The organism is Pseudomonas sp. P1_F1_2, assembly GCF_056405815.1.
Genome location: NZ_JBFUBK010000032.1, coordinates 45,621 through 56,998, shown reverse-complemented (window position 1 = coordinate 56,998; position 11,378 = coordinate 45,621). Strand labels below are relative to the sequence as shown.

The 11,378-nt window shown below is 60.0% G+C and carries 10 protein-coding genes; 4 read left to right on the top strand and 6 right to left on the bottom strand.

Features of this window, described 5'->3' with window-relative positions; all coding sequences use genetic code 11:
• Positions 1-50: 50 nt before the first annotated feature.
• On the bottom strand, positions 51-890 hold the full coding sequence (locus AC1D2P_RS12215; protein ID WP_046027912.1) for an AraC family transcriptional regulator: 840 nt from the start codon (positions 888-890) through the stop codon (positions 51-53).
• Between the two features lie 97 nt (positions 891-987).
• Here AC1D2P_RS12215 and AC1D2P_RS12210 point away from each other — a divergent pair, with 97 nt between their 5' ends.
• Positions 988-1,911, top strand: a complete 924-nt coding sequence (locus tag AC1D2P_RS12210; RefSeq protein WP_109787745.1) for a LysR family transcriptional regulator — start codon at positions 988-990, stop codon at positions 1,909-1,911.
• Between the two features lie 125 nt (positions 1,912-2,036).
• Here AC1D2P_RS12210 and AC1D2P_RS12205 read toward each other — a convergent pair whose 3' ends face one another.
• Complete coding sequence (locus AC1D2P_RS12205) at positions 2,037-2,954, bottom strand: LysR family transcriptional regulator (protein WP_477757441.1); 918 nt, start codon at positions 2,952-2,954, stop codon at positions 2,037-2,039.
• Between the two features lie 71 nt (positions 2,955-3,025).
• Here AC1D2P_RS12205 and AC1D2P_RS12200 point away from each other — a divergent pair, with 71 nt between their 5' ends.
• Positions 3,026-4,096 carry an AraC family transcriptional regulator ligand-binding domain-containing protein gene (locus AC1D2P_RS12200; RefSeq protein WP_109787747.1) on the top strand — a complete coding sequence of 357 codons (1,071 nt, stop codon included), beginning with the start codon at positions 3,026-3,028 and terminating at the stop codon, positions 4,094-4,096.
• A gap of 110 nt (positions 4,097-4,206) precedes the next feature.
• Here the strand turns inward: AC1D2P_RS12200 and AC1D2P_RS12195 are convergent, their stop codons facing one another.
• Positions 4,207-5,481 carry a glucarate dehydratase family protein gene (locus AC1D2P_RS12195; RefSeq protein WP_477757440.1) on the bottom strand — a complete coding sequence of 425 codons (1,275 nt, stop codon included), beginning with the start codon at positions 5,479-5,481 and terminating at the stop codon, positions 4,207-4,209.
• The gene (locus AC1D2P_RS12190) at positions 5,478-6,875 is read right to left on the bottom strand and encodes an MFS transporter (protein WP_223524166.1); all 1,398 of its coding nucleotides are present in this window, start codon (positions 6,873-6,875) and stop codon (positions 5,478-5,480) included. Before AC1D2P_RS12190 ends, AC1D2P_RS12195 begins: the two co-directional genes overlap by 4 nt.
• Positions 6,876-6,980: 105 nt before the next feature.
• Here AC1D2P_RS12190 and AC1D2P_RS12185 point away from each other — a divergent pair, with 105 nt between their 5' ends.
• Positions 6,981-7,883: a LysR family transcriptional regulator gene (locus tag AC1D2P_RS12185; protein ID WP_477757439.1), complete on the top strand. Its 903-nt coding sequence runs from the start codon at positions 6,981-6,983 to the stop codon at positions 7,881-7,883.
• 143 nt (positions 7,884-8,026) lie between these two features.
• Positions 8,027-8,404: a hypothetical protein gene (locus tag AC1D2P_RS12180; protein WP_109787795.1), complete on the top strand. Its 378-nt coding sequence runs from the start codon at positions 8,027-8,029 to the stop codon at positions 8,402-8,404.
• A 13-nt stretch (positions 8,405-8,417) separates the two neighbouring features.
• Here the strand turns inward: AC1D2P_RS12180 and AC1D2P_RS12175 are convergent, their stop codons facing one another.
• Positions 8,418-9,848, bottom strand: coding sequence for a sigma-54-dependent transcriptional regulator (locus tag AC1D2P_RS12175; protein WP_109787751.1), 1,431 nt, complete (start codon positions 9,846-9,848; stop codon positions 8,418-8,420).
• Positions 9,817-11,310, bottom strand: a complete 1,494-nt coding sequence (locus AC1D2P_RS12170) for a sensor histidine kinase (protein WP_223524172.1) — start codon at positions 11,308-11,310, stop codon at positions 9,817-9,819. Before AC1D2P_RS12170 ends, AC1D2P_RS12175 begins: the two co-directional genes overlap by 32 nt.
• Between the last annotated feature and the right edge of the window lie 68 nt (positions 11,311-11,378).

Below are 11,378 nucleotides of genomic sequence, written 5' to 3'. Positions count from 1 at the left end.
AGCCGGACGCAGCCTCGCTGGAGCTCGTCAGCTGCTACAGACCGGTGTGGTTACAAGGAGAGGCGAAACTGTTTGGGGGTGATACCGAACTGTTTGCGAAAGGCCCGGATGAAGTTACTCGGCTGGCGGTAACCAAGGCGTTCGGCGATTCGTTCGATGGGTTGATCACCGGCCGTCAGCCAATGCCGCGCCATGTCCAGGCTGTCGCTGCGGGCGGTGTGCGCGGCGGCGGTTTGCCAGTGCCTGAGCATGCTTTGATGCAAGAACGGATTGGCCCCCAGCAGCGGTTCGTCGAGGCTGGCCAAGGGCAATGTCAGGCACAGGTGCGGCCCCTCGTGCACGTCGATGCCGACGCTGCGTAACCACTGCCCCGCGGCCTGTTGCGGCGTGAGGCAGACCTCGACAAACACCTCGCCCGGCGCCCGTCCGACCCGTCGGGCGATGTTGCGCACCAGGGTCAACGCCGCGGCATCCAGACCGAAAAAATGCGGTTGCTGGTCCGTCGCGCGCAGGTGCAATCGGGCCTGCCCGTGCGCCTCTTCCAGTTCGGCCATCACGTAGTTGGTGACACGTGGCAGGAACTCGGTGAAACAGACCAGGCTGGCGCGCAGGGTCGTGGCGGAGTCCAGCAAAATGTTCAGCCCTTGCAGGCAATTGGTCGCCATCCCGTTGACCAGTTCACAGCCAAACGTCGCGCCCGCGCCCAGACGTTCACATTCACTCCAAAGCTTTTCGACGAGGTGCGCGGGAACCGGCAGCCCTTGCCCATCGTGGCACGACAAGTTGATGCCGGCCCGTTGCAGCAATTGCTCCCGGCACAAACCGGACTGTTGGGCGTGGCTGAGAATGGTGCGGGTAAAGGCGCTGGAAACGAACGGTTGATCAGGCATGGCAGGCTACGACGAGTAAACAGGGTTGTAGTTATGCCAGTGGTCGTGGTATCGATCCAATGCATTAAAAGTATTCCAGGAATGCAGGAGACGCATGATGGACCTACGCCAGCTTCGCCACCTCGTGGCGCTCGCCGATTACCGTAATTTTGGCCGCGCCGCCGAGGCGATCAACCTCAGTCAACCAGCCTTCAGTCGCAGCATCCAGACCCTGGAGCGGGACCTCGGCTGTGCCCTGGTGGAACGCAGCAGCCGCGAGTTCCGCCTGACCGGCCAGGGCGAACTGGTGTTGCAACACGCCCGGCGCTTGCTCGCCGGCAGCCAGGCGCTGCACAACGAGCTGACTCAATACAACGGCCTGACGGGCGGCGAACTGCACTTCGGCTGCGGTCCTTACCCGGCGCAACTGTTGGTGCCTGAAGCGCTGGCGCAGTTCATTCAAGCGCACCCGGCGATTCGCACCAGCTTTCACCTGGGCGACTGGGAGCAACTGGCGCTGTGGCTGCGTGAACAGCAGATCGAATTTCTGGTGGCCGATTCGCGTTACTTCACCGGTGATCCGCAGTATCAGGTGCAACTGTTGCGGCCCCGTCGCGGGCGATTTTTTTGCCGCGTCGGCCACCCCTTGGCGACGGGTGAACGCCTGCCCCTTCGCGCCCTGCTCGACTACGCCGTGGTCGGCACCCGGATTCCGCCGATGATTCGCAAGATCCTCGCCGATGTGCAGGGCGAGCCGGACTTCAACCCCAGCGTCGAATGCGCGCAATTCGATGCGATTCGCCGGGTGGTCATGCACTCCGACGCCGTCGGCATCGCGACCATGGAAGCCCTCGATGAACTGGCCAGCCAGGGGCATATCCACTTGCTGACCTTTACCGACATCCCCAGAGATGACCCGGCCCTGCAGTTGCACTACGGCATCGTCAGCCGCCCCGGTCATTCTTTGACGCCGGCAGCGCTGGCGATGGTGGAAGCGATCCTGGCGGTGGACCAGCGATTGCTCGCGGTGGATCAGGTCTAACACCGCAAAACCTGTAGGAGCCGAGCTTGCTCGCGATGGCGGCATATCAGTCACATAGAGGCTGAATGTTATGGCCTCATCGCGAGCAAGCTCGGCTCCTACAGGGGTTCTGCGTTGCTTTTGAATCAGGCGCGACGCGCAAATGACTGCATCATCGCTCGGGGCTCACCCAAGGCGCGCAGCAGGCAATGCATTGCTTCTTCACGGCTGCGTTCAAAGCGGTAACGGCCCTCGATGTACAGCGCCAGCTTCAGTTCTACCGGTTCGTCCAGCGGCAACGGCACCTGTTGAAGCCCGAGTACACTGGCGACCCGACTCGGCAGACTCATGCCGAAGGGCTGCCGATCCGCGATCAGCTTGGCGGCCAGTGTGCTTTGGGTGTTCACCGCAATCGTTCGGCGCAGACCTTTCAAGCCCAGGTGCAAGTCCACCGGGCTGAGGCCGTCGCGGCGGCTGGAAATCTGAATCTGCGGTTGCTCAAGAAAGGCTTGCAGGGTGCGCGGCGGTTCCTTGAGCGCGGCGCCATAGGCAAACACGTAATGGTCGGCCGGCAACACCTGCTTGTGCAACCCGGCGAGCCCGGCCAGCGGTTGGTCGAGGTCGATGAGGATGTCGAGTTTGCCGCTGGCCAGCTCCTGCAAGGCATCGCGACGGCGCGGCTGGAAATAGCGCACCTGCCAGTCGGCCTGGGGGGATTCGAGCAAGGCATCGAGCAGCACCGGTTGCAGGCAATCCAGGCAGCTGATGCGTAACAACGGATTGTTCTGCCGCGCCGCCGGAATCATCCGCAAACCATCGCGCAATGATTCCAGGGCGGCGCGCACATAGTCCGCCAAACGGTGCGCGACCAGCGTCGGCGTCACGCCCAGACGGCTTTTGATGAACAGCGGATCGCCACACAATTCGCGCAGGCGGCGCAGCGCATTGCTCATGGCCGGTTGCGACAGGCACATCACTTCGGCGGCACGGGTGACACTGCGTTGCTGGTAAATGGCATCGAAGGCGAGCAGCAGGTTCAGGTCGAGCTGGCGTAAATCAAGCATGGTTTTGCTCCGGCAAATCGCTTAACGTCGAGCAGCCTAACCAGTGTCCCGGAACATGCTGTGAGCCCTACATGACAAAAAGCGATCAGCGACTGCCCCATCAACCAAGGTCCCATCAATCAAGACCGAATGCGTTTTATGCGCCGACCTTGCTGCCGGCCATCGAAGAACTGCTGGCCCGAGGCGTTGCCCGGGATACCCTCGAAGGTCTGTTTCGACGCAGCCTGTTCGAGCTGCGCACGCCCTTCATGCGCATTCCGTTGTTCCTGTCGCGGCGCTTCTGGACCTTTGCGCTGGAGCAGACCGGCGACCCGTTGATCGGTCTGGCGGCGGGCCGTCGCTTCGTTTCCACCGCCACCAACGGCCTGACCTACCTGTTCGACGTGGCGGCGTCACTGGAAAGTGCCTGCGCGTATTTCGAGCGGTTTTTCCCGTTCTTCAACGGGCATTTCCAGGCCCAGATCGTGCGCAGCGATGACGGTGTGGAATTGCGCCTGCTCGACTGCGGCAGCGTGAAAGCCGGTGCGGCGACCACCGATTACATCCTCATCAGCCTGTGCAGCATGCTGCGCCGCAAGTTTCTCGCCAGTGGCCTGGAACGTGATCCGGTGTTGAGTGTTGGCCTCGCGTGGCCAAGGACCGCCAACCCGACCGATCACGAACAGGCGTTCCGCGCACCGGTGCATTGGGCACAACCGCACCCTTCGATTCGCCTGGACCGACAGTTGTTCGTGACCGCGCTGACGCCGGGCAACCATGAGCTGGAACACACACTGGTGGAGTTGCTGGAACAGACCCGGCGCAACAGCGAGCCTACGTTGCTGGAGCAAGTCAGCGACCATTTGATCGCCGATCTGGCCAGCGCCAACTGGCAGCAGTTTTGTAACGACCATCATTTGCTGGAACGCACGGCGGCACGCCGGTTAAAGGCGCTGGGGTGGAGTTTTTCGCAGCTGCAGGATGAGTACCGGCGCTGCCGCGCGGAAGATTTGTTGCAGGCGGCAGACCTGGAGTTGGTGGAGATTTCCGACCGGTTGGGCTACAGCGATGTGCAGAGTTTTAACCGCGCCTGTTTGCGCTGGCTGGGGTGTGCGCCGGGGGTGTATCGGACGCGGTGGGTGCAGCCTTCAGAGGTGTGTTGATAGGTGGGGCCTCATCGCGGGCAAGCCCGCTCCCACAGGTTTTTTGGTGGTCACAAACCGGGGTTTTCAGTGAACCTCTCGGCTCACTGAAAGCCACTGTTAGCTAGATTTCAAAAACGTGGCTTGATGGTTTTCCACTCAGGCTTGTAACGCTGCATCTGTTTCACATCATCGCGCTGGCGAATGCCGCACGTCAGGTATTGGTCATGCAGTTTGCCGAGTTGATCGTGATCCAGCTCCAGGCCCAACCCCGGCGCGCGGGTGATTTTCACGCAACCATCGACGATCGGCAGCTTGCCGCCCTTGATCACTTCTTCGTTCGGCTCCTGCCACGGGTAATGCGTGTCGCAGGCGTAATCGAGATTCGGCACCGACGCGGCGACGTGGGCCATGGCCATCAGGCTGATGCCCAGGTGCGAATTGGAATGCATGGACACGCCCAAACCAAAGGTCTGGCACATTTTCGCCAGCGCCTGAGTGTCGCGCAGGCCGCCCCAATAATGGTGATCGGCGAGGACAATCTGCACGCTGTTCAAGGCCACACTGCGGCGAAACTCATCGAAATCGGTGACCACCATATTGGTCGCCAGCGGCAGGCCGGTGCGTTTGTGCAGTTCGGACATCCCTTCCAGGCCCGGCGTCGGGTCTTCGTAATATTGCAGGTCGTCGCCCAGCAATTCAGCCATGCGAATCGAGGTTTCCAGGGACCAGTTAGCGTTCGGATCGATCCGCAGCGGGTAACCCGGGAAGGCCTTTTTCAGCGCCTTGATGCACGCCACTTCATGCTCCGGCTCCAGCGCGCCAGCCTTGAGCTTGATGCTCTTGAAACCATAGGTCTCGATCATGCGCCGAGCCTGGGCGACGATCTGTTCTTCGTTCAGCGCTTCCCCCCAGCTGTCGGGCTTGTAAGGCGAATCAATGTGCTGGGCGTACTTGAAAAACAGGTAGGCGCTGAACGGAATCTCGTCACGGATCGCACCGCCGAGCAAGTCCACCAACGGCACGTTCAGCGAGTGCGCCTGCAAATCCAGGAACGCCACTTCGAACGCCGAATACGCGTTGCTCACCGCTTTGCTGGCGTGAGAACCGGGCGCCAGTTCCGCGCCGGCGATGCTCGCCGGTTTGTTCGCCGCCACGGTGGCCTGGACGATGGCGCGCAGCTGATTGAGGTTGAACGGGTCGAGGCCGATCAGCTTGTCTTGCAATTGCTGCTGGATCGCCAGCGCCGGAGCGTCGCCGTAGCTCTCACCCAGGCCAATGTAGCCATTGTCGCTCTCGATCTCGATGATCGAGCGCAGCGCGAACGGCTCGTGGATACCACTGGCATTGAGCAGTGGCGGATCACGGAAAGCGATGGGGGTGACGGTGACTCGTTTGATTTTCAAGAGGCTGCTCCCTTTGAACCTGAACTCAAGGCGGGTTGACTGGTGGATGTTTTGCAGGCGGCGTCCTCCGCGGGTTTGCCGTTCAGCGAGCGCAAGGCGTCGCCACGAGGGGCCGTGCGAGCGAAAAAGATCACCACGGCCGCGACCAGGGATGTGGCGGCCAGGCCGTAAAGCCCACCCTCGATAGACCCGGTTTTTTGTTCGAGAAAACCGAACGCCGTCGGGGCCACGAAACCACCCAGGTTGCCGATGGAGTTGATCAGGGCGATCACCGCCGCGGCGATGCGCGCATCCAGATAGCCTTGCGGAATCGGCCAGAACAACGCCGAGGCGGCCTTGAAACCAATGGCCGCAAAACAGATGGCGACAAAGGCGAAGATCGGTCCGCCGGTGGTCGACATGAACATGCCGAACGCCGCAATCACCAGCGTCAACGCCACCCAGGCCTGCTGGTATTTCCACTTGCTGGCCATGGCGGCGAAGCCATACATAGCGACGATGGAAATCAGCCACGGTATCGAGTTGAACAGGCCGACCTGGAAGTCACCGAGGTTGCCCATTTTTTTGATCATGCTCGGCAGCCAGAACGTGGCGCCATAGATGGTCAGGGCAATGGAAAAGTAGATAAAACAGAACAGGGCAATTTGCTTGTCGGCCAGCAGTTTGAACATCGACGGCTTGATCGTCTGCGCGGCTTCGCGAGCTTGCTGTTCCAGCGCGATGGCGCCAGTCAGGGCGTCTTTTTCTTCGACGCTCAGCCATTTCGCTTCACGCGGATGGGATTGCAGCCAGGACCAGACAAAACCGCACAGGACGATGGAGGCGAAGCCTTCAATCAGGAACATCCACTGCCAGCCATGCAGGCTGAAACCGCTGACGTTCAGCAGCGCACCGGACACCGGGCCGGAAATGACCGAAGCAATGGCCGAACCGCTGAGAAAGATCGCCATGGCTTTGCCCCGTTCAGTCGACGGCAGCCACTGGGTGAAGTAGTAAATGATGCCCGGAAAAAAACCCGCTTCGGCCGCGCCGAGAATGAAGCGCAGTACATAGAAGCTGGTTTCGCCACGCACGAAGGCCATGGCCATGGCAGCTGCGCCCCAAGTGAACATGATGCGCGTCAACCAGGCACGAGCACCGTAACGCTGCAGCAGCATGTTGGAGGGTACTTCGAATATCGCGTAACCGATGAAGAACAGCCCGGCGCCCAGGCCATAGGCCGCTGCGCCGATGCCCAGGTCGGTTTCCATGTGGCTGCGTACGAAGCCGATGTTGACCCGGTCGATGTAGTTGACGATGAACATCACCACAAACAGCGGCAACACATGGCGCTTCACCTTGGCCGCGGCGCGGGCAAGCACATTCGGGTCCGGCGGACTCTGGAGGGTTTTCAAAGGGCGACTCCCGACATTGTTTTTTTAGGGACGAACCGATCATGGACGCGGCAATTGATCCCGTCTAATCTAAACTGGCATTCGATTGATACCCGGATTAGATCAATGTTCGAACTGACCCAACTGCGCTGCTTCACCACCGTGGCCACTGAACTCAACTTCCGTCGTGCCGCCGAACGACTGAACATGACTCAACCGCCCCTGAGTCGACAGATCCAATTGTTGGAGCATCACCTGGGTGTCGAGTTGTTCACCCGCTCCACCCGCAGCGTCGCCCTCACCGCCGCCGGCCGCGCCTTCTTCATCGAAGCGCAGAACTTGCTGGAGCGCGCCCAGCAAGCCGCCGTCACTGCCCGGCGTTTTGCCGAAGGCGACATTGGTTCGGTCAACATCAGCTTCGTGGGCAGCGCCGTGTACGAGTTCCTGCCCAAGGTCATAGCCGAAGCACGGCTCAAACAACCCCACGTCAAAATCGATCTGGCGGAGATGAACACCTACCAGCAGCACGAAGCCCTTCGCGCCCGGCGTATCGATCTGGGTATCGTCCGCGCGCCCTTGCTGGAACCGGGTTACGCCACCGAGTGCCTGGTGCGCGAGCCCTTTGTCTTGGCCGTCCCCAGTCGCCACCCGCTGGCCAGTGCCGAAACCGTGTCCGTCAAAGACCTCGACGCGCAACCGTTCCTGATGTACTCCCACGCCGCCTACCCGCCCTTCAACGAACTATTGACCGGCATGCTGCGCTCAGCCCGCGTCGCTCCGGAATACGTGCAATGGCTCGGTTCGTCACTGACGATTCTGGCGCTGGTCAACGCCGGAATGGGCCTGGCCCTGGTCCCTCGCTGCGCCACCAGCGTGGTGTTCAAGAACGTGGTGTTTCGGGATATCGATCTGGGGGAAGGCGTACAGAGCGAGCTGCATTTGATCTGGCGCGAGAACAATGACAACCCGGCGTTTGCGATGTTGCTGGAGGGGATTCGCAAGGCTGTGAGGGAGGGATGGGGGGTGTAAATGTGTAGATGGGCCGAGTGTCGCCGGGTTTGAGGGCTTGTGCGACCAGCCGCAATCGGCGCCTCACGGACGTTTTTTACACGGGAGCGCTATAGTTAATGACCTTGGGGAAACACGGGAAATCCGACTTCGCAGGTGTTGCCATGAAGACGTTCGAACAAACGCTGTTGCTTGCCCTTTGCCTGGTCGCCACCGGCGTGCACGCGGATGACAGCCTGATGGAAACCGACCAATCAAGCAGTGAATTCAACTATTACGGGAAGGATCAACCCTTTTCCCACCCGGTGCCGCCCTCCATGAGTATTGTTCCGCCGGGCGCGTACATTTCGTCTTCTCCACAAACGTTCATCCCGGTGTCGAGTCAGCACGTGTTCCACGACTCCCGCTTGCCGACGGTGGCGGACGCGTCGGTGCGAGTGTTCATTCGCACCTACGACGAGGAACACGGCGTCTACGTGAACCAGGAAGTCGAGGACCCGAGCTGCATGTTGTCATGCCTGCGCCAGGGCCCCGCCTTGTAACACAGGTCAATGCCTACCACTGGCGTTTGTCCGGACGTGCCAGGCCGAGTTTTTCGATCCGGTAACGCAGCATGTCTCGGCTCAGGCCCAGCAGCCGTGCGGACTTGGTGACGTTCCAGTCAGTCTTGTCGAGCATCTTGCGCACCATGTCGCGCTCGACTTCAGGCAGGTTCATCGACTCAGTGCCGTTGTAGATCGGGCGTGGTTCGTGGTTTTGCGGCTCATGCTGATACATCGGCGGGTCATCCACCAGGCTGAGGCAGACGTTCAACTGATGCGCGGCGATGGTGTCGCTTTGCGCCAGCAGCACGGTTTGCTCAAGCATGTTGCGCAACTCACGCACGTTGCCCGGCCAGCTATAGCTGAGCAGCAGTTCTTCAGCCTGATCACTGAAATGCAGGTTCGGTTTGCCATAGCGTTTGCCATGGACGGCTAAAAAGTGCCGGGCCAGTAGCAGAATGTCTTCGCCACGGGCATACAGGCGCGGCACTTTGATGGAGATGATCCGCAGGCGGAAGAACAAGTCACGGCGAAACTTGCCCTGCTGCACCATCTGTTCGAGGTTGCAGTTAGTGGCGCTGATCACCCGCAAGTCGACCTTGCGCTCCTTCACCGAACCGACCCGACGAATGGTCCGGTCTTCCAAGAGTTTCAGCAGTTTGGCTTGCAGCAACAAATCCATCTCACCGATTTCATCAAGAAACAACGTACCACCATCGGCCGCTTCCACCAGACCGACACGGCGGTCCTTGGCATCGGTAAAGGCGCCCTTCTCGTGGCCGAACAGTTCCGACTCCACCAGATTGGAAGGGATCGATGCGCAGTTGAATTCAATGAACGGGCCTTTGCTGCGCGGGCCGTCGAAGTGCAGCGCGCGGGCCACCAGTTCTTTACCGGTGCCGGTCTCACCCTCCACCAATACGGGCGGCAAGTCGGTGTTGGCCATGCGCCGCTCGGCGTCGAGCAACTGGGCGATGGTGTTCTTCAGGTAGTGCATCGGCGCCGATTCACCAATCAGTGCCTGCACGCCGGATTTCTGCGCCTCGCGCTCCTGATAGAACGACAACGTGCGCTCCATGCGATCAGTGGCCAGCGCCTTGTCCAGCAAGAGCTTGAGCTCAGGCAAGGCCACCGGTTTAGTGACGTAGTGGAAAGCCCCCTCTTTCATCGCCACCACGGCATCTTCGACATTGCCGTAACCGGTCATCATGATCACTTTCAGATCCGGCGCGCTGACGCGCAGCTTCTGGATCAAGTCGTGACCACTCATGCCAGGCAACGAGTTGTCGGTCAACACCACGTCAGGGGCGAACGCTCCCAATTGCACCAGTGCATCTTCAGCAGAATGGCAGACCGTTACCTCGAAGTCTTTACGCTCCAGGTAGGTCTGAATATTCTCGGCGAGGATTTCGTCATCCTCGACCAGCAATATGCTGTGCTCCATATTCCCCTCCCGTTGCCGCTTTAAAATTGAGACAAACGCGGGTTCCCTCCTGCTCCTGGCTGATCAGTTCGACCGAGCCTTCGAAACGCTCCATTATTCGTTTTACCAGGGCCAGGCCTACGCCCAGCCCTCCTTGTTTGGTGGTGAAAAACGGCTTGAAGACCATCTGTTGCTGCTGCTTGGTCATGCCTTTGCCGGTATCACTAAGGGTCATGCGCACATGGCCGGGTTGTGGCTGTTCGATATCAATACTCAATTGACCACCCTTGGGCATGGCTTCCAGGGCGTTGGCAAACAGGCTATTGAGAATTTGCGTCAGCAGCACCTGTTGGCTGACGACCGGTGGGCAGGCTTGAGGCGTGAATCGCACCTGCACGTTCGACCGTTTGATCAGCGCATCGAATGCACTCAGGGTGTCATCGATGGCCAGCACCAGATCGACCGTTTCGCAGTCGTCATTCATCGGCCGTAACGACACCAGCAATTCCCGAACCCAGCGTGACATGCGATCGACCTGACTGATGATGTCACCTATGTTCTTCTGCGCATTCTGGCTGGCGATTTCCTGGGCCAGTTCGGCGCTGGAACGAATGTTGGCCAGTGGATTACGCAAACTGTGTGCCACCGCCGAGGACATTTCCCCCAGGGCGACGAACGTTTCATTGGTGATCAATTGCTTCTGCTGGCTCTGCAGCAGCATCGAGGCACGGCGCACAATCCAGAACAACCCAAGGTAGATGACCAGGCCGCCGAGTACGGTTGCCAGCCAGATGGCCTTGAAACCACGCTGGATGCGCTCCACCAGGTCGACCGGTTCCTTGTAGATCTCAACCATGGCGACCACTTTGCTTCTGTCGGCATTGAACATCGGGATGTAATTCTCGACGAACAGGTATTCCGGCTCGCGCAGCAGCTTCTGCTCGGGACGCTCGTCATCGATTTCGTGGTAGCTGGTGGACACCAGCTCTTTCATTTCAAAGGACGAGTCCAGCTCATCATCGTCTTTGATGCGCACGCCGATCAACTCCGGGTTCGTCGACCAGACCACGGTACGATCCAGCGCGTACACCGTCGCCAACAAAATGTCCGGCAGGTGCTCCACGTGATCGAGAAATTCAATGCGCGCCGCCGCACGGGTGCCTGGGGACACGTCGGGATAAGCGTTGTCCAGCCGAGGGTCGAGCATCTCGCCCATGGTTCTGGCCGGGTCGATCAAGGCATGGCGAATTTCGGCGTCACCTATGGCTTGAATGAATTGCGCGGTCAGCATGGAATCGCGCTCGATGCTTTCGGTCACCACAAAACGCGTGGAGATATAGCCAAGCCCCAACGCCACGGCGGCAATGATGAAAAAGCTGGCCAGGGAAAACCAGCGCAACAGATTGAACTGCCCACCCCGGCTCTGGCCTGCGACAGCCGGTGTGATCGGTGCCGGTTCTTGTTGTTGTTCGAGTATCGGCATAGGGGGTGTCCTGGATGCTCGTATCTAGCCTGTTCAGCCGTGTTTCAGATCAGTGTAGGCGTCAATGA

Excerpts from the sequence above, each read along its gene's own strand:
- AC1D2P_RS12215 (WP_046027912.1), bottom strand. The coding sequence starts at position 890 with ATGCCTGATCAACCGTTCGTTTCCAGCGCCTTTACCCGCACCATTCTC.
- AC1D2P_RS12210 (WP_109787745.1), top strand. The coding sequence starts at position 988 with ATGGACCTACGCCAGCTTCGCCACCTCGTGGCGCTCGCCGATTACCGT.
- AC1D2P_RS12205 (WP_477757441.1), bottom strand. The coding sequence starts at position 2,954 with ATGCTTGATTTACGCCAGCTCGACCTGAACCTGCTGCTCGCCTTCGAT.
- AC1D2P_RS12200 (WP_109787747.1), top strand. The coding sequence starts at position 3,026 with ATGACAAAAAGCGATCAGCGACTGCCCCATCAACCAAGGTCCCATCAA.
- AC1D2P_RS12185 (WP_477757439.1), top strand. The coding sequence starts at position 6,981 with ATGTTCGAACTGACCCAACTGCGCTGCTTCACCACCGTGGCCACTGAA.
- AC1D2P_RS12180 (WP_109787795.1), top strand. The coding sequence starts at position 8,027 with ATGAAGACGTTCGAACAAACGCTGTTGCTTGCCCTTTGCCTGGTCGCC.
- AC1D2P_RS12175 (WP_109787751.1), bottom strand. The coding sequence starts at position 9,848 with ATGGAGCACAGCATATTGCTGGTCGAGGATGACGAAATCCTCGCCGAG.
- AC1D2P_RS12170 (WP_223524172.1), bottom strand. The coding sequence starts at position 11,310 with ATGCCGATACTCGAACAACAACAAGAACCGGCACCGATCACACCGGCT.